Below are 21,711 nucleotides of genomic sequence, written 5' to 3'. Positions count from 1 at the left end.
TTTTGTAGACACCATGGTGCTCTTTTGTTATAGGAATGATTTGAAAGGGGTTACATAGTGAGTTCGAAATATATGATTGGTGTAGATATTGGGACAACTAGTACAAAAGCAGTTTTGTTTTCGATCGATGGATCTGTAATTGCAAGCTATGGGATTGAATATCCTTTATATTCGCCCGCACCAGAAATAGCAGAACAAGATCCAGAAGAGATTTTTCAAGCAGTCATACATACGATTAAAGAGACTATACAATCAAGTAATGTACAGCCAGTTGATATTCTTTGTGTTTCTTTTAGTTCGGCAATGCATAGTGTCATTGTTGTAGACGAAGCAGGGAAGCCGTTAACGAGATGCATTACTTGGGCAGATAATAGAAGTGCAAGTTGGGCAGAAAAAATAAAGAATGATATGAATGGTCATGAAATTTACCTTCGTACTGGAACACCAACCCATCCTATGTCACCACTTTCGAAATTAGTTTGGCTTAAAAATGAACATGCTGATTTATTTGCAAATAGCTATAAATTCATTTCTATTAAAGAATATGTTTTCTATAAGTTATTTAAGGAATATGTAATTGATTATTCTATAGCATCAGCAACAGGAATGTTCAATTTGAAATCTTTAAAATGGGATGAAGAAGCTCTTCGTGTTGCAGGAATTTCGGAGGGAAAGCTTTCTAAACTCGTTCCAACTACGCACACCTTAATAGGATTAGATGAAGAATTTGCAAGAGAGATGAATGTACTTGTTACTACTCCTTTTATAATAGGAGCGAGTGATGGAGTACTATCGAATTTAGGTGTGAATGCAATAAAACCTGGAGTAGTTGCTATTACAATTGGTACGAGCGGTGCAGTGCGAGTTGTCACAAATCATCCTGTAACGGATCCGAAGGGTAGGACTTTTTGTTATGCGTTAACTGAGGACCTTTGGGTAATTGGTGGACCGGTGAATAATGGTGGTATGATTTTTAGGTGGGTTCGTGACCAATTATGTGCGTTAGAAGTTGAGCATGGGAAGCGCTTAGGAAAAGATCCTTATGAATTGCTTACTGAAATAGCAGCAAAAGTTAATCCTGGATCTGATGGTTTATTATTTCATCCGTATTTAGCAGGAGAAAGAGCTCCTTTATGGAATGCGAATGCGCGGGGGTCTTTCTTTGGGCTTGGACTACATCATAAGAAAGAGCATCTTATCCGTGCTGTTTTAGAGGGAATCATTTATAACTTGTATACAGTTCTTCTTGCTTTAAAAGAGCTAATTGGCGAACCGAAAAAAATTCAAGCGACAGGTGGCTTTGCAAGATCGGAACTTTGGAGACAGATGATGGCAGATATTTTTCATCAAGACGTATATGTTCCTGAAAGTTTCGAAAGCTCTTGTCTAGGAGCAGCTATCCTTGGTTTATATAGTTTAGGTGAAATAAATACATTACATGTAGTTTCTAATATGGTAGGTGCCAATTTTTATCATGAGCCAAACATGGAAAGTGTGGAGAAATATAAAGAATTAATACCGATCTATATTCGTTTGGCCCGTCACTTGGAAGAAGAATATGAAAGTATAGCAGCTTTTCAGAAAAAATGGGTTTAGAGGTTATTTGGCAGAAAAATATGGTAACTTATAAAGAGGTACTCCGATTTTTTAGGATATTCTTTCAATCAAAAATAGTTTTATGAACTTGGTAAGAAGTATGATGAACAAAAACTATAGGGAGAGGGTTATGAAAATGACGGATAACAAAGAGTTTATTGGATATGTTGGAACGTACACGAAAGAAAATAGTGAAGGGATATATACTTTTACTTTAAATACAGAAGCACAAAAAGTTAGTAATGTAACGCTTGCGGCTAAGCTGGATAACCCTACATATGTAACGATTAGCAAAAATAATCAATATCTCTATTCTGTTGTTAAGGAAGGCGAAGCTGGTGGTGTAGCTGCTTATTCGATTAACAGTTATACAGGAGAGCTAACGGAACAAAACAGACAAGTAGTAGAAGGGGCTTCTCCTTGTCATATTAGTGTGGATAGTGAAAACGGTACGGTAGTTACAGCAAATTACCATAAAGGAACAATTGAGTCTTTCGTAGTTAATGAAGAAGATGGAACTGTAAATCCTGTTACATCGATTATGGCAAATGAAGGTTCTGGTCCAAATAAAGAAAGACAAGAAAAACCACATGCGCATTACGCGGGATATACTCCTGATGAAAAATATGTGGTAGGCGTTGATTTAGGAATTGATAAAATCATTACGTATGAAATAAAAGATAGTAAGTTAAAGGAAGTGAATAGCTTGTCTGTGAACCCAGGAAGTGGTCCTAGACATATTACTTTTCACCCGAACGGAAAGTATGCGTATGTAATGACTGAACTTAGTTCGGAAGTTATTGCATTATCATATAATCCGGAAGAAGGGTCCTTTACAGAGTTGCAGTATATTTCTACCGTTCCAAAAGAATTTGATGACAATAGTCAAGGAAGTGCGATTCATATTTCTTCTGACGGCCGTTTTGTGTATGCGGCGAATCGCGGTCATAATAGTATTGCTGTTTTCAGTATGGATCAAAATTCAGGCCAGCTTACATTTGTTGCACATACATCTACAGAAGGAAATTGGCCGAGGGACTTTGTATTAGACCCGACTGAAAAGTTTCTTATTGCTACAAATGAAAAGTCACATAACCTTGTGCTATTTTCAAGAAATGAAACGACAGGAAAATTAACACTGCTACAGTCTGATGTTGTTGTACCAGAGCCTGTTTGTGTGAAGTTTTTGAACGTTTAATTTGTGATTGGTAGAATTTCTATATATCCCAAAAACAGTAAAAAAGCAAAGCGATATCGCTTTGCTTTTTATTGTTTCTTTTTCGGTCTACGTACTAATTCGCCGCCGCAGTTTGGGCAAACGTTGTGTCTTTCTTCTGTACACGGTGCACAAAATGTACATTCATACACGCAAATGTAGGCTTCGGAATTTGATTCGAGAGATTGATCGCAAATTTGACAGTTTGTTTTCATTTCGAGTGCCATAGTAAGTCTCCTTTTAGTTTGAATATTTATAATTTAATTATAATTCATTAGATAGAAGCTGTCTTTTTCAATTGAAAGGAAATCGAATGATAAAGTTATGATTTGAAATGAAAGAAGCTCATTTATTTTTAAATTGATTATTTAATAAGGTTGGAATATTATGAAATAGTCAAAAGACAACAGGGGGTATATATTTTGACTAATCATAACGATCATTTAAAAGCAGACTGCGAAAAATGCTTCGGTTTATGTTGCGTGGCGTTACCGTTCGCAGCATCGGTAGATTTTGCGGTGAATAAAGATGGCGGGAAGCCATGTTCTAACTTACAAACAGATTTTAAATGTAGCATACATAAAAATCTTAGAGGAAAAGGTTATAAAGGTTGTACAGTGTTTGAGTGTTTTGGTGCTGGGCAGAAGATTTCGCAAGTTACGTTTAACGGGATTGATTGGCGGAAAGATGCTAAGCATGCGAGAAAAATGTACGATGCTTTTCCAGTTATGCATCAGCTTCATGAAATACTGTGGTATTTGAATGAGGCGATTCTTTTACAGGCGACACAATCGATTCATAAAGAACTAAGTAAAGCAATTGGAGAGACAGAGCGCTTATCAAATTTAAATGCGGACGAGTTAATGAAAGTAAATATTCCATTACACCGTGCGGAAGTAAATGTGTTACTTTTAGAAACGAGTGAGCTAGTTTGGAAGGAAATGAATGCCGCGCGTAAGAAACGAATTAGTCACCGCGGAGCAGACCTTATGGGAGCAAATTTGAAGAATAAAGATTTACAAGGAGCGAATTTAAGAGGAGCTTATTTAATTGCGGCTAACTTAAATGGAGCAGATTTAAGAGGAGCAGATCTTATCGGAGCAGATTTGCGAGATGCAGATATTCGCGGGGCGGATTTCACAAATAGTATTTTTCTGACGCAAGTTCAAATTAATGCAGCGAAAGGGGATAAACATACGAAATTACCGAAAGTGTTGTCCCGTCCATCGCATTGGAGTGCGTAAAGAATGTGGAACAGGCAGAGATTAAGAATCTCTGCCTGTTTTTTCATTTCTTTTCAAAAGTAGTAATGAAAACACTACATATAATAAGAATACCACCAATAAAAAAGTTAATATTTAATGTCTCATTTAAGAGTAACCAACCAAGCAATGATCCGACGATAGGTTGGAAGAAGAAAAATAAGGAACCGATGCTTGCGTCCATTAATTCTAACCCTTTATTCCAAAGGAAAAAGGCACCTGCCGTTGAGACGACTCCTAAATATACTACGCCTAATATTACGTACGTGTTTACTGTTTCGATAGAGGTTGATTGTAGTTCCCATATCATAAAAGGTGTAATGAAAAAGAGTGAAAAGAATATGGCGTACGTTGTGATAACTAAGGATGAAAATCGAGTTGAAGCAATCTTCACATAAATGGATAGTAAAGCCCACGTAATAGCGGCCCCAACTAAAATGATTGTACCGATAAAATAGGAGCCAATTTCAATATCCCATCCAATGACGATAATTACACCGATTGTCGCTATGATAGTAGATAGCAGTCTACGAGCGGTTAGTTTTTCTTTTAAAATGATCGCTGCAAATATAACCATAAATGCAGGTGTAGCTGATGTTACTAAAGAGCCTGTATGAGCGTCAGATAATTTTGTTCCGATAAATTGACAAGTAATCGAAATGAAATAGCCGATAAATCCAATCCAGGCGAAGAGTAGCCAATCTTTTTTGTGAATGGTTACTTTTTTCTTTTGCTTTTTCTCAGCTATTTTCAAAATGAAATATAAAACAACGAAAGCGATAATAAAGCGTAGCCAAACGAGTGTCAGTGGTGGGATAAAGTCGAGTACATATTTGCTAACAACATACATACCGCCCCATATACTAGCTGCTAGTGATAAACATATAGCTCCTAAAATTGTTTGTTTCATGTAAAGTACCTCCGTCTATTTTTAGGGTTTTATGAGTTCCCTAAGACGAGGCATAGTGTTAAGTGTTATATGAATGCCCGCCTTAGTTTATAGACGGCTTACAGGTTGATCGTTTTCGAATGAAGTGTTGTAGTACATGAGTGCATTCCTCCTTCATAATTTAATAAAGATATTATAACTTAATTTTCAGTTTATTGGGATGTTTCTTTAGAAAATGGTGGTTGTCTAAGAAAGCATAGTATATGGTAGAAAAACATATTTTAAAAATAAAAGAAACCAATTACATAACTGATAAGTATAGTAAGAGTAGGATGAAAAAGTAGATTAATAGAGAACGAGGAGGAGATTGTTATAACTACAACCGTTATTTCTCATTTTTACAATGAAGAGTATTTATTACCGTGGTGGCTTGCTCATCATACGAAACTGTTTGATCATGGCATTTTAATTAATAAAGGTTCAACAGATCGTTCGGTTGAAATTTGTAAAAAATTCGCACCACACTGGGAAGTACGAGATTCTGCAAATCCAGAATTTGATGCATTAGCGACAGATCATGAAGTGATGAGGATAGAACAAGAAGTAAAAGGATGGAAAATAATTTTAAATACGACCGAGTTTCTTTGTGTGCAAGATAAAAATCAGTTTTGGAAATCCCTGAATGAATTGGGAGGGAGGATGTATTGGCTGGAAGGGCTTATTATGGTCGATGATCTTAACTATAATTATCCGGACCTTAACTTTGGAATACCTTTAATGAAACAGCGATTTCATGGTTATTTACCAGAAGATTGGGCGTTATGGAGAAGAGGTAGATTTATTCATAATCATGAACACGGAAGTTATACGGTTGGGAGACATTTATCTGCACATGAATCTATGATTTATCCGCCACTTGCGTGTATTGCATGGTTTGGTTTCAGCCCTTGGAACGATGCGATGAGAAAGAGGAAATTACAAATTGGCCCGACTCTTTCTGAAGCTAGTAAGCATGGGGGAATGGGAACACATCATATTATTACACCTGAAAAATTAGAAGAATGGTATAAGGATTTAGCGAGAGGGACGAAGGATTTGCGTTTTAGTGGTGCGTATCGTTATGTTTTTTTATAAATGATTCCCACCATAAAATTGTTTCTTCGATCCCAGTATTTAGATCGTATGTTGGTTTCCAATTTACTTCAGTTTTTAAACGCTCTACATTAACGCCGACGAATAAAGGTTCATCTTTAGAGAAAGGAATCGTACCTAGTTTAATTAAATGTTCTTTTCCTAACTTTTTAGCAATGATAGAAGCTAATTCTTTAATTTGTACAGATTGACCAGAAGCGATATTGATTGTGCCTGTAACGCCATGTTCTAATACTGTTACGAGAGCATCAGCGACGTCGCTCACATGGAGGAAATCTCTTGATTGTTTTCCATGTGTACATAGTGCTTCCTCATTTTTTAATAAGGAAGTGATAATGTTAGAAACGAGCCGATTCCCTTGTTCGTGAGGGCCATACATATGAAAGATGCGGCCCCAACACATGCTGAGGCCGGTTTGCTCAGCGTACGTTTGTAGCCAAGAGTGTAGTGCGTTTTTACATAATGCATACGGTGTTTTATAGGAAAGAAGCGGTGAATCTTCAAATAGTACGCCGTTAAACCATTCGTACTCTGCGCCGGTGCCGGCAACAACGACTCGCTTTCCGCCGCATGTTGTGAAGTGCTGAATCAATGAGATGCTGGATGTAAGCCAATAGTAATTATTAATAGATACATAACAAGCTGGCGGCACTGCTTCCCAAGCTAAATGAATGAGATGACTAGGCTTCATGTCGTAAATGAGTTTTTTTACTTCTTCATCACAAAGTAAGTTTACTTTATGCCAGTGGCAAGGGATGTGAGAAGGCTTCTTTGTATGATAAGTGGCGTGCACCTCATAGCCCCTTTGTATAAGAGAATTTACAACATATTTACCAATCCATCCACTACCGCCTGTTACAAGAATTTTTTTCATGGCTCAATTACCTCAACTTCTGGAATGGTTACTAAAAATTTGCCGCCCCATTCACGAATGAAAGAGCATTCTTTCATAATTTCATCTTTCAAATTCCAAGGGAGTATGAGAATGTAATCAGGTTTTGTACGCTTAATTTCTTCTGGAGATTTTATTGGAATGCGTGTTCCTGGTAGTAGGAGATTTTGTTTGTGAGGGTTTTTATCTACTGTATAAGCTAAAAATTCTTTTCCTATTCCGCAATAATTTAAAAGGGTGTTTCCTTTAGCTGGTGCACCGTAACCAATAATTTGTTTGTTTAAAGCTTTTGCTTCGATAAAAAACTTTAAAATATTTATTTTCAATTGCTCGATGCGTTTAGAAAAAAGGAGATAACAATCTAATGTATTTAGCCCGTGATCTACTTCTTTTTCGATTAATTTTGTAACACTGGAATGGATAGTGGATTTGTCGCTATGATGTTTTACAAAAATACGTAAGGAACCACCGTGCGTTGCAAGCTCTTCTACATCGACAATTTGTAAATGATGATGAGCTAAAACTTTTTGAAGACTTATAAGTGAGAAATAGGAGAAGTGCTCATGGTAGATCGTATCAAACTGTTTAAAGGATATGAGATTTAATAAGTGCGGGAATTCAATTGTTATTGTTCCGTCTTGTTTTAATAACGTTTTTAAACCAGCGACAAAATCATGTAAGTTCGGGACGTGTGCCAATACGTTATTTGCGATGATTAAATCAGCTTTTGGTAATTTTTTTGCAAAGTCATTGCTGAAAAAATTCACTTCAGTAGGAATTCCTTTTTGGATAGCGATTTCTGCTACATTTTTTGCTGGTTCAATTCCTAACGTTTCGATATTTTCTTTTTGAAAGTATTGTAATAAGTACCCGTCGTTACTCGCGATTTCAATCACTTTCGAATGATTGGTTAAGTTGAAACGCTTAATCGCCATTTCTACATATTGCTTAGCGTGTAGTAGCCAGCTTGATGAGTAAGAACTGAAGTATAAATAGTCATGAAAAATATTGTGAGGAGATTCAAATTCATCTAATTGTACGAGTAAACAAGAGGGACAGACAAACGTGTGCAGTGGATAGAATGGTTCCATTTTATATGAGTGTTCTGGATCTACAAATGAGTTAGCGAGAGGGGAAACACCTAAATCTAGAAAAGTATTTGTTAGTAATGAGTGGCAAAAACGGCATTTTTTCAGTTCCATTTTATAGCCCCCTTATAAATTTTTGAATGCATCGATTTGTTGGCGCGTGAAAGATTCCATATTTTCACCAGATGCATATTTCTTGTACCAATCAACAGTCCAAGCGATAGAGTGATCTGTTGATAACTTAGGAGTCCAACCGAGTTTATTTACTGCTTTTGTACTATCGAGTGTTAAAATAGGTGATTCATAAGGAGTGTTTGTATGAGGAGAAAGGATTGTTAGTGGTTTATTCCATAATTTCATTATAGATTGAATGACATTATGAACGGTTCTGTTAGGTTCATTTATCGGGCCGAAATTCCACGCCGCTGCAAATTCGGCGTCTTTCCAAAGTTTTTCAGCTAAAAGGATATAGCCATGTAAAGGATCTAATACGTGTTGCCACGGGCGGATAGCGTGTTTGTTTCTAATATTTAACGTAGCATCTTGTAAATATGCACGAATGACATCTGGGAATAATCGGTCTTTTGCCCAATCACCGCCGCCGATAACGTTACCTGCTCTTACTGAGGCAAGATTCTGAGTGTTAGTGCGGAAGAATGAGGTTTGATAGGAAGTTGCCACTAGTTCAGCACAAGCTTTACTAGCACTATAAGGATCGAAACCTCCTAATCGGTCACTTTCCACGAATGCACGGTTACCGCTCCCATCATTTTCATAGCATTTATCACTTGTAACATTAATGATGCCGCGTATACTTTCTATATGTTTTGCCGCTTCCAATACGTGAACAGTACCTAAAACATTCGTTTTAAATGTTTCGATAGGATTTTTGTATGAAGTGGTGACGATTGGCTGGGCAGCTAAATGAAATAGTATGTCAGGGTTATGATGTTTTAGGGCATGTAATAAAGAATCGTAATCTGTAATGTCGCCTTTAATTGTTATGCACTCTTTTGCTACGTTACATTGTTCAAAAAGGTTTGGAATGGATGGTGGATGAGAAGAATAGCCAATTACTTCTGCGCCTAAAGAAGTTAAAAAAAGGGTGAGCCATGAGCCTTTAAAGCCAGTATGTCCTGTAATAAATACTTTTTTCTTATTCCAAAAAGATGAAGAAGCCATATTACCAAACCTTCCACGGAGCGTTATTACTTTCCCATAGCTCGACTAATTTATTTTTATCGCGCAATGTATCCATCGGATGCCAAAAACCAGAATGTTGATATGCGGCTAGTTCATTTTTGTTTACTAACTGAACTAAAGTGTCTGTTTCAAAAACAGATTTATCTCCGCTAATGTAATTGAAAACATCAGGGTTTAAAACGAAAAATCCACCGTTAACCCATCCGCCATCCCCGAGTGGCTTCTCTTGAAAGGATGTGACAGACTGTTTATCTAATACGAGAGAACCGAATCTACCAGGAGGTTGTACGGCTGTAACAGTCGCCATTTTACCGTGTTTTTTATGAAATGCAATGAGTTCTTTTATATTTACATTACTTAATCCATCGCCATAAGTGAGGCAGAAAGGTTCATCCCCGACGTAATTTTGTATTTTTTTAACTCGTCCACCTGTTTCGGTATTTAGACCAGTATCAATTAATGTAACTTTCCATGGTTCAATGCGATGAGAATGGTTAGTAATCGTATTGTCGTTTAAATGTATCGTGAAATCGGACATGTGTAAGTTGTAATTTAGAAAAAATTCTTTAATTGCATATCCTTTATAGCCTAAGCAAATAATAAACTCAGTAATCCCGTAATGACTATACAAACTCATAATGTGCCATAAAATAGGCTTTGTTCCAATTTCAATCATAGGTTTTGGTTTTAAATGAGTTTCTTCCCCAATCCTTGTTCCATATCCACCTGCAAGAATAACAGCTTTCATTTTTTCCTCCTAAAATAAAAATTTATAATATATACAGTATTCATATGAAATACAAATGGTATGGTTTTTAGCTAAGTGCGTAAAAATGTGTGGAACATGATAGGGTGAGAAATGTTAAGGTTTGAATTTAGGGAATAATTGTTGATACTCAGGGTGATTACGTAGATCTTGTGTTATGTTACTAAGCTCTAAAAATCGAGTTTCGAGTTCCTCAGAGGACTGACCATAATGAGTTTGAAGGCCCATTTGAACACCCGTTTTTGAAAGAGTAGGTGTAATTTGTAATTTTCTTGCCTTTGTATGTTCGTTCCAAGGGCTAAAATAAAATTTTAAAATGAATGAAGGGGAGTTATAAACGATAGGTTGGTGCTGCGTAAAATGTCTGCCTGGTAAATATGCGCCGTTAAGATGGTTGTGTATAAATCTCCAGGCACAGCCGATTTCTGGTTTATAAGGAAAGAGCCCGTGATATCGTTGCTCTACTAACGGAATAGAATATCTTAGTTTTGAATAATTGTAATTATGCTTATCAATCATGACAATCATTCTAATTGCATACATATTTTGGCCTAACGTATGAAGTGATGAGAAAAACTCTTCTACATTGTTACAACAAAGAAATTCCGTAGTATTTAATACCATTTTCCAACCTGAAACCTCTCTTTCAATTTCCATCACCTCAATATCAGTATTAGTGGGATCGAAATCAAGGAATCTTGAATTTCGTACTTCCCAGTTGGGAGCAAATAATTTACAAATTTCAACAGAACGATCTGTAGAACCTCTATTAATTAATATGCCGTGATCAAATATTTTTGTATGATGCATAAGCCACCATGGTAATAAATACTCCTCGTTATAAAAGTGAGAGATAATTGTCCTAGTGATTTTAATCTCCTCCAGTTGCATAAATAATGATTTTATTTCAATATTATTATCATATGTTTTGAATTAAGGAAGGTTGAAAGGAATGTGTGATTCCATTTTTATATTTTGGTATCGGCATATCGAAAAAACAGTAATCTAACTATATGGATAGAGTTATAGAGTGTGAATATACTACATACTTAGATGGCATGTGAAATTTTGTATAAATTATGAATAATAAACCGTCACGTTTGACTGTACAGTTTATGTATTGTATGATGTTAGTAATATAAACAAGGGGGGAAGATCGTTGGGAAGGTGTATCGAATCGGACAGTTGGCTCTCATGGCTCACGTGTCGAAACGCACGATTGATTATTATACGAATCTAGGAATCTTAAAAGCGGAGCGATCTCAATCTAATTATCGCTATTACGATGAAACAGCATTTGAGACATTACAATTTATTGAGAAGTGCAAAGAAATGCATATGCCGCTTTGTGAGATTAAAGAGAAAATCGAGGAGAAGAAGAAGCTGCTCGGTATCAATGAACACGTTTCGAAACAAGTGAATGAAGTGACAGACCATATTCATCGATTAGAAGCAGAGTTAACGGAGTTAAAGCCGCTTTTAGATGGATTGACTGATTCACAACGTGAAAAAATATCGAAATCTTTATCTGGTCAAACGACAGCTTTAATACAGACACTTGTTCTATTATTATAGAAAAAAGTGAAATCCGACCTCTTTAATTTTTGTATCGGGCTATGTTTTCTAATGAACAAATAAGAAAACATTATAGTATACAGGAGGTGGACACCTTAGTTTTTTAAACTAAGGGGATTCATTGGAAATATTTAATTTAGTCATGGTTGCGATTTTAATCGCATTTACTGGATTTTTCGTAGCAGCAGAGTTTGCGATTGTAAAGGTACGTTCAAGTCGTATTGATCAGCTTGTTGCGGAAGGGAAACGCGGTGCTTTAGCAGCGAAAAAGGTAACAACAAATTTAGATGAATATTTATCTGCTTGTCAATTAGGTATTACAGTTACAGCTATGGGATTAGGTTGGTTAGGTGAACCGACAATTGAAAAGTTACTACACCCGTTATTTGAGAAATGGAACATAAATCCTTCTATCTCATCAGTATTAACATTTGGTCTTGCTTTTATGCTAATGACGTATTTACACGTTGTAGTAGGGGAATTAGCTCCGAAAACGATGGCAATTCAAAAGGCTGAACAAGTAACATTGTTATTGGCAGGTCCGTTAATGATGTTTTATAAAGTCATGTATCCATTTATTTGGGTATTAAACGGTTCAGCTCGTGTTGTAACTGGCTTATTCGGTTTAAAACCAGCTTCAGAACATGAAGTTGCTCATACAGAGGAAGAATTACGCCTTATCCTTTCAGATAGCTATGAAAGTGGCGAAATTAATCAGGCTGAATACAAGTATGTAAATAACATTTTTGAATTTGATAATCGTATTGCAAAAGAGATTATGGTACCGCGAACAGAAATCATTGGTTTCTACCTGGAAGATTCAGTAGAAGAACACATGAAAGTAATCCAAAATGAACGATACACACGTTATCCGATTTTTGGAGAAGATAAAGATGATATTATCGGTATGGTCAATGTAAAAGATTTCTTTATTCGATATATGAACAACGATAAAGAAGATTTATCATCGATTCGCACGTATATGCGTCCGATTATTGAAGTGATGGAAACAACTCCAATTCACGATTTATTACTTCAAATGCAGAAGAAGCGAATTCCGATGGCTGTTTTATATGATGAGTACGGAGGAACAGCAGGAATTGTAACGCTTGAAGATATCTTGGAGGAAATCGTCGGCGAAATTCGTGACGAATATGATGAAGATGAAGCACCACCAATTCAGCATGTGAATGAGCACCATAAAATCGTTGATGGAAAAGTGCTTATCTCCGAAGTGAAAGATTTATTTGGATTACACATTGAAGAAGATGATGTGGATACAATTGGTGGCTGGATTATGATGCAAAATCATGAAATTGAAGAAGGGCAACACGTTGAGGCGGAAGGTTATGAATTTAAAGTGTTAGAAAAAGATGCTTACCAAATTAAACGTGTTGAAATTCGTAAGATGGAGCAAGAGCAAGAAGAAGAGAAAGCAGCAACTGTGTAAGTTGCTGCTTTTCTTCTAAAGTATAAAAAATGTGAAATTAGGAGCGGATATTTTGATTCAAGCAGCCTTACGTGTATATCGATTACAATTGTATGCGATCTTTAGTGGTTTACTACTTATGTGGACGATTACTCCGTTTGGAAAACAAGTAACAGGGTTTGGTATCGGATTAGCTGTAAGTGCATATTGCCTTTGGTTATTGGCTCGCAGAGTGGAGAAACTCGGGAAAAGTATCGTAATGAAAGAAAAGGCTCCTGGATTAGGAGTTTTAAACCGATTTGCAGCAGCCATTTTAGGAGCTATTATTATGTATGAAATTGAGCATGAAATGGAAATGTGGGCATTCGGTACAGGCATTTTAGGTGGTCACTTTTTAATGATTGCGAATTTAGCTTATGCAAATGTGCAGTTAGTGAAAGAAGAAGAGAAGCAAAGAGAACAGGCTTCGAAAAACATAGAGCTATGATGAAAGGGGCCTAATGGGGTTCCTTTTTGTGTTTAAAGCGAGCTAATGAAAGGAATCAAATTTACGACAAATATAATACGCTTCTTTTTTACGTTTTTCAATAGTATGAAAAATAATGTAAAAAAATTTAAAAACCCATCGATTTCTAAAGGTTATGTATGTTATTATGACAAAAGACTTTTTGAAAGAGGTGGATACCAATGTTACAAGCGTTACTTATTTTTGTGCTTCAAATTATTTACGTTCCAATTTTGACAATCCGTACGATTTTGCTTGTAAAGAATCAAACAAGATCCGCTGCTGGTGTTGGATTGTTAGAAGGAGCTATTTACATTGTCAGTTTAGGTATTGTGTTTCAAGATTTATCAAATTGGATGAACATTATTGCCTATGTCATTGGCTTTAGTACGGGACTATTATTAGGCGGTTATATAGAGAATAAATTAGCAATTGGTTATATTACGTATCAAGTTAGTTTGCTAGACCGTTGTAATGAATTAGTAGATGAATTACGTCACTCAGGATTTGGCGTTACAGTATTTGAAGGCGAAGGTATTAATTCTATACGTTATCGCTTAGATATCGTTGCAAAGCGTTCTAGAGAAAAAGAACTGTTAGAAATTATTAATGAAATTGCACCAAAAGCGTTTATGTCTTCTTATGAAATCCGTTCATTTAAAGGCGGATATTTAACGAAGGCGATGAAGAAAAGAGCGTTAATGAAGAAGAAAGATGAACATGCATCGTAAAGAGAAGGGAGTTGTGCAGCTTTAAAAGTGCAGTATAAGCCCCATAGAAAAAAGAGAGGAATCTATATTGAAAAAGATTCCTCTCTTTTTTCTGCGTTATTTTTTTCTGCTTTTTCTCAGATTAACAAGTAACCATACAACTTGAATAATTAGTGGTAATATAAATGCAATTAATAAAACGATAAAGGCTATTAATTTCAGCTCAGGTGTTTGAGTAACACCAGTCCCATCAACCTCTCTTAGCCAAATGATAGCTGCCAATATCCCGAAAGTTATAATCCAAAATATGTTACCAATCCACCAATAAATCCATCTTCTTTTCATGCTAGCACCCCTTACATTTACCCTCTGTTAAAAGTGAATTTTCGTTCGTTACATTTATAATGAAATACCTATAAAATTAATTTTTTTTAACTGTATATCTAACTTGTTTAAACGTTACAATCTCTCCATTTTTATGATCATCTTGCGTTTGCAAAAGTTGAACTTTTGGTTTGTAATCTGTCCTATGAGCGTGCTCGATATCTTTAATGTTAACTTTGTAGGATTCGCCATTATTAATTTTTTGTTCCAATACTTTTTTATTGGCGACATAAATAAACGTCACTTTATTTTCATCAATGCCTTCAGTCTTAAATTCTAATTCGTTATCTTTTGTTGTAATCGTCGGTGTTAATAATTCAATACTGCCTTTTCCAGTTTCTAAAGAATTTTCTGCTATAGTTGAACATCCGGATAATATGATTCCAATGAATAGAAGAGCACTTAATTTCTTTCTCATAACATCCCCCAATTTCAAATGATTTTTGATTTTGGCATTGCTAGACTGCTAGTGTGGAACGTAACTGTTTAGCTAGCACTCTTTTTAATTGTACCATAATATGTAAATTTAAATAGGCTGTATATCCAATTTAAGGGGTTTGAAAAGTGTACTTATTGTTTTAAATCAGTATCTTTCCAGTAGGTATATATTTTCTGTAGAAAGCAGTGTTGTCAAAATCATTATGAATTGGCTATCCAACTATATGATGACATGTAGACAGGCGAAAGAACTTATTTTTATGGAAATTACAATTTTTTCATATTAAAATAACGATGTGGAATAGATGAATTCATTCACTTCGGAGGTAGTTACTTGAACATTAACGAGAAGGCAATTGAAATGTTTGAACAAAATGAATATGAGGAAGCAATGGAACTGTTTCAACGAGCTGTACATGAATCTAGAGGTGTACAATCTCTCAATAATCTTGCTTGGATGTACTTTTATGAGGAAGAGAATGATGCTAAAGCTCTTGAATTAATAAAAGAAGTTGTTAAGTTGAATCCTTCCTCATACTTTCCTTATAACATCTTAGGGGAAATTTACACGAAACAAGAAAAGTGGGAAGAAGCGAAAGAAGTATTACAAAAGTCTATTTCGATGCAACCATCCAATGAAGCATTTCACAATGTAGCTGTAGCGCATTATAACCTTGGAGAGTTAGAAAAAGCTTCGGAATTTTTCTTGCGAGTTGCGGGGGATTCGGACTATATCATGTATAGCTATGTAAAATGTTTAATTGATTTAGGGCGAGCGATAGAAGCGAAAGAGAAGTTAGATGCTTTTAACAGGAAATCTGATGATTTTGTAGGAGAAATTCATGTAGCAGATTTATATGTTGAGTTGAATTGCTATAAAGAAGCCATTCAATGGTTCGAAAAGGGATATAAAGAAGTTTGGAAAAGCCCCAATTGGATTGGTAGATTTGTTTATGCTCTATATAAAGCTAATAATTTCACCCGTATAAATGAAGTTATACGGGAATCTATCGAAGCGAAAACAGCAGAAATAGAAGATGTTCAAAATGAAGAAGTAGAAGAAAACTGGACAGAAAAAGATAAGAAAGAGTTAATTGAGGAATATACAGAAGAGAATCATTGTTATAAAAAAATGATAGAACGTATCAAATCTGGATATGTTCCAGGGTTAGAATTTGAAACTTATCATATAGGGGCTTGCTATTTGTTTGGTTGTAAAAGACATAATCATCTTGAATATGAAGAATAAAAAAATTCGACTGTCACATATGATGGTCGAATTTTTTATTATAGGCTGCTTGTCTAAAGGTACCATCTCAATTGTAATGTGTTAAAGATGTTTCGTCTCATTACATAGGTATATATCTTCTTTAGAGCTCTCTTTTTTTATATTTAAAATATGGAGTGAAATAAAACCAATAAGTCCTATTCCACCGAAAATAAGCCATGGTGTATACATTCCGCTTAAGTTGGATGTAAAAGATGTACCGGTATAATTACCGATGATAAAACCAAATGCGAGTGATAGTTGATAAAATCCGAAGTAAGTAGCTGTATATGATTCGTTACTGTAATTTGCAATAGCAATATCAGCGTTAGGTAATACGAGTGTTTCGCCAATTGTAAATAAAATTACACAAATAAATAGCCAATATGGGTGTGGAAATAAAGGAATGAGTAAAAAAGAAAAACTCATTAATAAAACACCGTATTTAATAATCGAAAGTGTATTGTATTTATGAAATAGTTTACGAAATAATACCATAAATATGACGCCTGTCATTGCATTTATCGTAATAACGAGTGTAGCAAGCTGATTGCTATTACTAATGTTTTTCATATGAAGTGGAAGTGCGACAGTAAGCTGAGTAAACATAATATAGAAGAAAATCATGATAAATGAAAACAGAAGAAAAGGCTTGTTTTGTAAGATAGCCTGTATTCCAAATGTAATAGACGTGTTTTCAGTAGTGACTTGAAAGTGATTTTTAAGTAAGTAAAAGATAAAAGCGAATAACAGCATAAGTGATCCTGTTAGAGAGAAAGCGTAGATGGGATTGAGTAAGAGTAAGAACCCTCCTGCAATTGGTCCGATTATTGCACCGCAATTAAAACTAAGGTTTAAATATGTAAATAAATTTTTTCTCATATGAGCTGGTTGTGAGCCGAATATGGCGCGCGCAGCAGGTTCGTAAAATGCAGTTCCGAAGCCAATAAGTGCAGAAGAAATAGAAATTGTATAGAAATCAGAGCATATTCCTAAAGTGATAAATCCGATTCCTCTTAAAAATAATCCGGCTATCATCATAATGATATAGCCTATTTTGTCAGCAATTAATCCTGAGAATAAAGGGATAACTCTTGATGTGATTGTCATAACTGTCAACACTGTTCCTACTTGGACAGCAGAAAAATGAAGAAAGCTTAATAGATAAATAGCTAAAAATGCGTATACTGCAAAATAGCCAAAAGACATAAAGAATGAAGAAATAAGCATGAAACGTATCGGTATTGAGAAACTTTTCATAGAACTCCTCCTAATGTTGTAACCAGTAAAATTATTTAATGGTTAACTAATTTATATTATAATTATACATAAAGTCAGAAAAAAGTAAATTTTAAGAAGAAGGTGGATGGAATTGAATCAAAATGCACCAAATGAATTAGAATATATTCGGGGATTTTTAAATACATGGAAAATACCAAACGATACGAGAGAGCCAATTGACATGCTGCAAACAGAAGAGGATATAAAGCTCTTTATGAAAGAATATTTTCATGAAGAGGTTCCATTCCATACGATAGAGGAATTAAAAAGTTTTCGAGAAGATATTCGGGTGGCAATTGAAGGCGGAAAATCATTGCAAAAATGGTTAGAGAAATACCCATTTCATGTACATGTAAAGGAAGATATGAAAGGTATTACATATGAGCCTGTGCACGAAGAGAATGTATATACAAAAGTATTAAGCGTGGTTTTAATGGCGATTCAAGAAAATTTGTGGGGAAGGTTAAAAGCATGCCCAGATTGCCGCTGGGTATTTTATGATCATTCGCGAAATGGAAGTAAAAGATGGTGCGGTATGTATGCTGGAGAAGCAGGAGGAAGAGCGTGCGGTACGATTGCGAAAGTGAAAAATTATCGGGCGAAGAGAAAAGGGAGATCGGGTTATAATGTGTAATTTATATTAGGGGAAGAAAATTGGATGGGGGAATGTAGAATATGAAAGGGACACAAATGTTAGCTTTAAATAAAAAGTGTTGGGATACAGTTGCACCATATTTCTTTCAAGTGGATTGTTTACCGAAATATGGTCCGTATACGGCGTCTGAAGATGAGATTCATATGTTCGATTCAATTAGAAATAAAAAGGTTCTTGATATTGGATGTGGAAGTGGGCATTCGCTGCAATATATGGGAGAGCATGGTGCGGAAGAGTTATGGGGGCTTGATCTTTCAAGTGAACAAATTAAAACAGCGAATGAAACTTTAAAGTGTTGGAATCCAAAGTTAATATGCGGAGCAATGGAAGAAGAATCGGATATTCCAAAAGGATATCGAATTTACGAAAAACGTTGGAACTGATTTATTCATATGTAAAGCCAGGAGGAAGTTTTATCTTTAGTTGGGAGCATCCAATATATTCAAATTTACAGTATGGTACAGAAGAAATTGCTTTAAAGTCTTCTTACCATGAGGAAACACCTATTACGTTTGAAACATTTAAAGGGGAAAATGTGCAAGCGACATTATATAAGAGAAAAATAAGTACATACATAAATGAGTTAAATAGAGCGGGATTTACAATGGAGAGAATAGAAGAGCCTGAACCATCAAGCTCGTTTGATGGAGAGTTAGCTGCGCCGTCTACGAAATATTATTCTTTATGTAAAGCTAGGATGGTGCCGACTACCTTTATTATTAAGGCGAGAAAGTAAAGTGCTTTATAAAAAGAAGCCTATCATTTTAAATAAATGAAATGATAGGCTTCTTTATTTTTTGAAAAATGAGTTCAGAGGTGTACTTTTCTTATAAAAATGCATTTCATATAAAAGGTGTAATTATTTTGGGGAAGGGGGATTGTTGTGCGTCATCATAGAAAGTGCAAAAAATTTGGAGTGGCACTGCCTCTTCCGCTTATAGGAGCAACGGGTCCTACTGGTAATAGTGGTCCAACTGGTCCAACTGGAGGGCATGAAGGTCCTGTTGGGCCTCCGGGAATCACTGGGCCTTTAGGAGCAACGGGTCCACAAGGCTCTCAAGGTATTCAAGGTATACAAGGTTCGCGAGGAACAACAGGAGCTCAAGGAATACAAGGTGCCATTGGTGATACTGGAGAGCAAGGAATTACAGGTCCAGTCGGCTTACAAGGTCCTCAAGGATTAATTGGAGAGCAAGGTCCTGTTGGCGATATTGGATTACAAGGACTAGAAGGAATACAAGGAATTACAGGCCCTGCTGGTAGTCAAGGTATACAAGGCACCCAAGGAATACAAGGAGAAATAGGCGAACGAGGACAAACGGGAGCACAAGGAATGCAAGGTGTGGTAGGTGAAGCTGGTATTACAGGTGTAACAGGTCCACAAGGTCCCCAAGGAGTGCAAGGAATTCAAGGGGAGGACGGAACTACAGGTATACAAGGAGAAGAAGGTCCACAAGGAATACAAGGAATTACTGGAGAGCAAGGGCACCAAGGTGATCAAGGGATACAAGGTGTAACTGGCCCTACAGGTTCTACTGGAATACAAGGACCTCAAGGTATAAGTGGAATAAAGGGGATAACAGGTGTAATAGGTCCTCAAGGTCCACAAGGAATACAAGGGATACAAGGAGTAAGGGGATCCACAGGTTTTCAAGGACCAAAAGGAATACGAGGAATAACAGGAGCAACTGGGTCTACTGGTACACAAGGTGCAGAAGGTCCACCTGGAGGACCAACAGGAATAACCGGTCCAATTGGTCCCTCTAGTGGAGTGACTGGTCCATCTGGCCCGCCCGGTCCACCTGGGGGACCAACAGGTCCAACGGGTGAAACTGGTGAACGTGGTGTAACAGGGGGAACTGGTGCAATAGGAGCGCAAGGTTTACAAGGTATAACGGGTCCCACTGGTGCTCAGGGTGCAAGGGGAGCACAAGGTTCTCAAGGGATAATTGGTGTAGCTGGCGTACAAGGTGCACAAGGAATACAAGGAGTTCAAGGAATAACAGGAGCAACTGGCGCAGAAGGTCCCCAAGGAACTCAAGGTCCACAGGGAGAAATCGGTCCAACTGGTGCAGAAGGTCCTAAAGGTGTGCAAGGAATACAAGGGATAACAGGTCCAACAGGAGCACAAGGAATACAAGGGTTACAAGGAATAATCGGTCCCACAGGCACAACAGGAGCGGCTGGAGCCCAAGGTCCCCAAGGAATACGAGGGGAAACAGGAGCAGCTGGAGCACAAGGGATACAAGGTCCCCAAGGAATACGAGGGGAAACAGGAGCAGCTGGCGTTCAAGGAATACAAGGACCTCAAGGAATACAAGGGGAAATTGGATTAACTGGTGGTCAAGGTGCTCAAGGTCTTCAAGGAGTCCAAGGAATAATCGGTCCAACTGGTGCCATCGGTCTCCAAGGTCCTCAAGGAACACAAGGTATAGTAGGCCCAACAGGAGCGCAAGGTTCTCAAGGTATGCAAGGGATACAAGGAATAACAGGCCCGACAGGTGCACAAGGAATTAGAGGCCTTCAAGGGAATATAGGAGAAAGCGGGATAACAGGCCCACAAGGAGTGCAAGGAGCGCAAGGTATCGAGGGACCCGAAGGACCACAAGGAAATGTTGGGATTACGGGTGTAACTGGAGAAACAGGAGCGACCGGAGCAACAGGGGCGACCGGAGTACAAGGGATACAAGGCGTTCAAGGGATTATAGGGATACAAGGAAGTACAGGAAGTACAGGACCTACCGGAGCAACCGGAGTAACTGGAATACAAGGTACTCAAGGTATTCAAGGTTTGCAAGGCCCAACTGGAGTAAGTGGAATGACAGGCGTTAGTGGTAGTCAAGGGCCAGCCGGAGCGCAAGGTAGTCAAGGGCCGATTGGAGCTGTGGGACCTACTGGAGCAACTGGTAGTCAAGGGCCTATAGGTTTTTTAGGAATTGTAGGTGCAACAGGAGCGACTGGCTTACCTAGCGGTGGCGGTTATTTCTTTTCTACTTCAACGAGTGCAATTGCAGCGAATGCGTTAATACCAATCAATTCTGGATCTACAACTTTTGGTTCCGGTGTCAGTTTAACAAATGCAACAACTGTAACGTTAAGTACGCCGGGAATATATTTAGTAAGCTATTATTTTCAAGGTGATCCAAATGGGGGGAATGAAACGATTTCTGTGAGTCTTACTTTAAATGGAACGCAAGTCGCAGGGAGTTTTATTTTTTATGTTACAGGAGGTACTTTTGTATTAGAACCAGCGGTTTCGAATACGATGGTCATTAATGTTACTTCTTCAAATGCTACTTTATCTTTGCAAAATGGTCCATTAGCTATTGGGCATGTAACGACATTATCTGGAGTGATAACAGCTAGTTTAAATGTATTAAAAATAGTTTGACACGTTAGTTAT

General features: G+C 36.9%; 21 protein-coding genes and 1 pseudogene. 12 read left to right on the top strand and 10 right to left on the bottom strand.

What is annotated here, in order from left to right:
* Nucleotides 1-54: 54 nt before the first annotated feature.
* Together gntK and ACU8YW_RS16675 are read left to right on the top strand one after the other, a co-directional pair.
* Nucleotides 55-1,596, top strand: coding sequence for a gluconokinase (gntK, locus tag ACU8YW_RS16680; protein WP_088064069.1), 1,542 nt, complete (start codon nt 55-57; stop codon nt 1,594-1,596).
* 136 nt (nt 1,597-1,732) lie between these two features.
* Nucleotides 1,733-2,794, top strand: a complete 1,062-nt coding sequence (locus ACU8YW_RS16675) for a lactonase family protein (RefSeq protein WP_142291807.1) — start codon at nt 1,733-1,735, stop codon at nt 2,792-2,794.
* Between the two features lie 68 nt (nt 2,795-2,862).
* Here ACU8YW_RS16675 and ACU8YW_RS16670 read toward each other — a convergent pair whose 3' ends face one another.
* Complete coding sequence (locus ACU8YW_RS16670) at nt 2,863-3,039, bottom strand: DUF1272 domain-containing protein (RefSeq protein ID WP_060487780.1); 177 nt, start codon at nt 3,037-3,039, stop codon at nt 2,863-2,865.
* 195 nt (nt 3,040-3,234) lie between these two features.
* Here ACU8YW_RS16670 and ACU8YW_RS16665 point away from each other — a divergent pair, with 195 nt between their 5' ends.
* A complete protein-coding gene (locus ACU8YW_RS16665) occupies nt 3,235-4,056 on the top strand; it encodes a pentapeptide repeat-containing protein (RefSeq protein ID WP_088064067.1) in 822 nt (273 codons plus the stop codon).
* A 43-nt stretch (nt 4,057-4,099) separates the two neighbouring features.
* Here the strand turns inward: ACU8YW_RS16665 and ACU8YW_RS16660 are convergent, their stop codons facing one another.
* Complete coding sequence (locus ACU8YW_RS16660) at nt 4,100-4,984, bottom strand: DMT family transporter (RefSeq protein WP_088064066.1); 885 nt, start codon at nt 4,982-4,984, stop codon at nt 4,100-4,102.
* A 327-nt stretch (nt 4,985-5,311) separates the two neighbouring features.
* Between ACU8YW_RS16660 and ACU8YW_RS16655 the strand changes: the two genes are divergently transcribed.
* On the top strand, nt 5,312-6,097 hold the full coding sequence (locus tag ACU8YW_RS16655) for a glycosyltransferase family 2 protein (protein WP_088064065.1): 786 nt from the start codon (nt 5,312-5,314) through the stop codon (nt 6,095-6,097).
* Here ACU8YW_RS16655 and ACU8YW_RS16650 read toward each other — a convergent pair.
* From ACU8YW_RS16650 to ACU8YW_RS16630, 5 genes are all read right to left on the bottom strand, one after another.
* Nucleotides 6,066-6,989: an NAD-dependent epimerase/dehydratase family protein gene (locus tag ACU8YW_RS16650; RefSeq protein WP_048546522.1), complete on the bottom strand. Its 924-nt coding sequence runs from the start codon at nt 6,987-6,989 to the stop codon at nt 6,066-6,068. The genes ACU8YW_RS16655 and ACU8YW_RS16650 overlap by 32 nt on opposite strands.
* Nucleotides 6,986-8,209, bottom strand: coding sequence for a class I SAM-dependent methyltransferase (locus ACU8YW_RS16645; RefSeq protein ID WP_088122708.1), 1,224 nt, complete (start codon nt 8,207-8,209; stop codon nt 6,986-6,988). Before ACU8YW_RS16645 ends, ACU8YW_RS16650 begins: the two co-directional genes overlap by 4 nt.
* A gap of 12 nt (nt 8,210-8,221) precedes the next feature.
* Nucleotides 8,222-9,277: a CDP-glucose 4,6-dehydratase gene (rfbG, locus tag ACU8YW_RS16640; protein ID WP_048546516.1), complete on the bottom strand. Its 1,056-nt coding sequence runs from the start codon at nt 9,275-9,277 to the stop codon at nt 8,222-8,224.
* Nucleotide 9,278: 1 nt separating this feature from the next.
* Entirely contained in the window at nt 9,279-10,046 is a 768-nt protein-coding gene (gene rfbF / locus ACU8YW_RS16635) for a glucose-1-phosphate cytidylyltransferase (protein WP_426934025.1), read from the bottom strand.
* A 114-nt stretch (nt 10,047-10,160) separates the two neighbouring features.
* On the bottom strand, nt 10,161-10,955 hold the full coding sequence (locus ACU8YW_RS16630; RefSeq protein WP_048546514.1) for a glycosyltransferase family 2 protein: 795 nt from the start codon (nt 10,953-10,955) through the stop codon (nt 10,161-10,163).
* A 276-nt stretch (nt 10,956-11,231) separates the two neighbouring features.
* Between ACU8YW_RS16630 and ACU8YW_RS16625 the strand changes: the two genes are divergently transcribed.
* The 4 genes from ACU8YW_RS16625 (at nt 11,232) to ACU8YW_RS16610 (ending at nt 14,304) form a co-directional block, all read left to right on the top strand.
* Nucleotides 11,232-11,639: a MerR family transcriptional regulator gene (locus ACU8YW_RS16625; protein WP_000285638.1), complete on the top strand. Its 408-nt coding sequence runs from the start codon at nt 11,232-11,234 to the stop codon at nt 11,637-11,639.
* A gap of 121 nt (nt 11,640-11,760) precedes the next feature.
* Complete coding sequence (locus ACU8YW_RS16620) at nt 11,761-13,089, top strand: hemolysin family protein (protein WP_046957914.1); 1,329 nt, start codon at nt 11,761-11,763, stop codon at nt 13,087-13,089.
* A 52-nt stretch (nt 13,090-13,141) separates the two neighbouring features.
* Nucleotides 13,142-13,555, top strand: a complete 414-nt coding sequence (locus tag ACU8YW_RS16615) for an ATP synthase subunit I (protein WP_048546511.1) — start codon at nt 13,142-13,144, stop codon at nt 13,553-13,555.
* A 200-nt stretch (nt 13,556-13,755) separates the two neighbouring features.
* Complete coding sequence (locus tag ACU8YW_RS16610; RefSeq protein ID WP_088122707.1) at nt 13,756-14,304, top strand: DUF2179 domain-containing protein; 549 nt, start codon at nt 13,756-13,758, stop codon at nt 14,302-14,304.
* A gap of 96 nt (nt 14,305-14,400) precedes the next feature.
* Here the strand turns inward: ACU8YW_RS16610 and ACU8YW_RS16605 are convergent, their stop codons facing one another.
* A complete protein-coding gene (locus ACU8YW_RS16605; protein WP_087984131.1) occupies nt 14,401-14,628 on the bottom strand; it encodes a DUF3923 family protein in 228 nt (75 codons plus the stop codon).
* A gap of 76 nt (nt 14,629-14,704) precedes the next feature.
* The gene (locus ACU8YW_RS16600; protein ID WP_426934024.1) at nt 14,705-15,085 is read right to left on the bottom strand and encodes a hypothetical protein; all 381 of its coding nucleotides are present in this window, start codon (nt 15,083-15,085) and stop codon (nt 14,705-14,707) included.
* Nucleotides 15,086-15,439: 354 nt separating this feature from the next.
* Between ACU8YW_RS16600 and ACU8YW_RS16595 the strand changes: the two genes are divergently transcribed.
* The gene (locus ACU8YW_RS16595) at nt 15,440-16,354 is read left to right on the top strand and encodes a tetratricopeptide repeat protein (RefSeq protein ID WP_426934023.1); all 915 of its coding nucleotides are present in this window, start codon (nt 15,440-15,442) and stop codon (nt 16,352-16,354) included.
* An 81-nt stretch (nt 16,355-16,435) separates the two neighbouring features.
* Here the strand turns inward: ACU8YW_RS16595 and ACU8YW_RS16590 are convergent, their stop codons facing one another.
* Nucleotides 16,436-17,632, bottom strand: coding sequence for an MDR family MFS transporter (locus tag ACU8YW_RS16590; RefSeq protein ID WP_088064061.1), 1,197 nt, complete (start codon nt 17,630-17,632; stop codon nt 16,436-16,438).
* Between the two features lie 112 nt (nt 17,633-17,744).
* On the opposite strand from ACU8YW_RS16590, the gene ACU8YW_RS16585 reads away from it, so the two are divergent.
* The 3 genes and pseudogenes from ACU8YW_RS16585 (at nt 17,745) to ACU8YW_RS16575 (ending at nt 21,699) form a co-directional block, all read left to right on the top strand.
* Nucleotides 17,745-18,287 (top strand): CGNR zinc finger domain-containing protein, encoded by a 543-nt coding sequence (locus ACU8YW_RS16585; RefSeq protein ID WP_426934022.1) that lies wholly within the window; start codon nt 17,745-17,747, stop codon nt 18,285-18,287.
* 41 nt (nt 18,288-18,328) lie between these two features.
* Nucleotides 18,329-19,044, top strand: a pseudogene (locus tag ACU8YW_RS16580) (class I SAM-dependent methyltransferase).
* A gap of 147 nt (nt 19,045-19,191) precedes the next feature.
* Complete coding sequence (locus tag ACU8YW_RS16575) at nt 19,192-21,699, top strand: collagen-like protein (RefSeq protein ID WP_426934020.1); 2,508 nt, start codon at nt 19,192-19,194, stop codon at nt 21,697-21,699.
* Nucleotides 21,700-21,711 lie beyond the last annotated feature (12 nt).

This window comes from Bacillus pretiosus, assembly GCF_052947655.1.
The sequence above is the reverse complement of the archived record's forward strand: the minus strand, read 5'-3'. Positions and strand labels throughout refer to the sequence as shown.

Coding starts and splice junctions, on each gene's coding strand:
- ACU8YW_RS16675 (WP_142291807.1), top strand. CDS start 1,733: ATGACGGATAACAAAGAGTTTATTGGATATGTTGGAACGTACACGAAA.
- ACU8YW_RS16670 (WP_060487780.1), bottom strand. CDS start 3,039: ATGGCACTCGAAATGAAAACAAACTGTCAAATTTGCGATCAATCTCTC.
- ACU8YW_RS16660 (WP_088064066.1), bottom strand. CDS start 4,984: ATGAAACAAACAATTTTAGGAGCTATATGTTTATCACTAGCAGCTAGT.
- ACU8YW_RS16650 (WP_048546522.1), bottom strand. CDS start 6,989: ATGAAAAAAATTCTTGTAACAGGCGGTAGTGGATGGATTGGTAAATAT.
- ACU8YW_RS16645 (WP_088122708.1), bottom strand. CDS start 8,209: ATGGAACTGAAAAAATGCCGTTTTTGCCACTCATTACTAACAAATACT.
- rfbG (WP_048546516.1), bottom strand. CDS start 9,277: ATGGCTTCTTCATCTTTTTGGAATAAGAAAAAAGTATTTATTACAGGA.
- rfbF (WP_426934025.1), bottom strand. CDS start 10,046: ATGAAAGCTGTTATTCTTGCAGGTGGATATGGAACAAGGATTGGGGAA.
- ACU8YW_RS16630 (WP_048546514.1), bottom strand. CDS start 10,955: ATGCAACTGGAGGAGATTAAAATCACTAGGACAATTATCTCTCACTTT.
- ACU8YW_RS16610 (WP_088122707.1), top strand. CDS start 13,756: ATGTTACAAGCGTTACTTATTTTTGTGCTTCAAATTATTTACGTTCCA.
- ACU8YW_RS16605 (WP_087984131.1), bottom strand. CDS start 14,628: ATGAAAAGAAGATGGATTTATTGGTGGATTGGTAACATATTTTGGATT.
- ACU8YW_RS16600 (WP_426934024.1), bottom strand. CDS start 15,085: ATGAGAAAGAAATTAAGTGCTCTTCTATTCATTGGAATCATATTATCC.
- ACU8YW_RS16590 (WP_088064061.1), bottom strand. CDS start 17,632: ATGAAAAGTTTCTCAATACCGATACGTTTCATGCTTATTTCTTCATTC.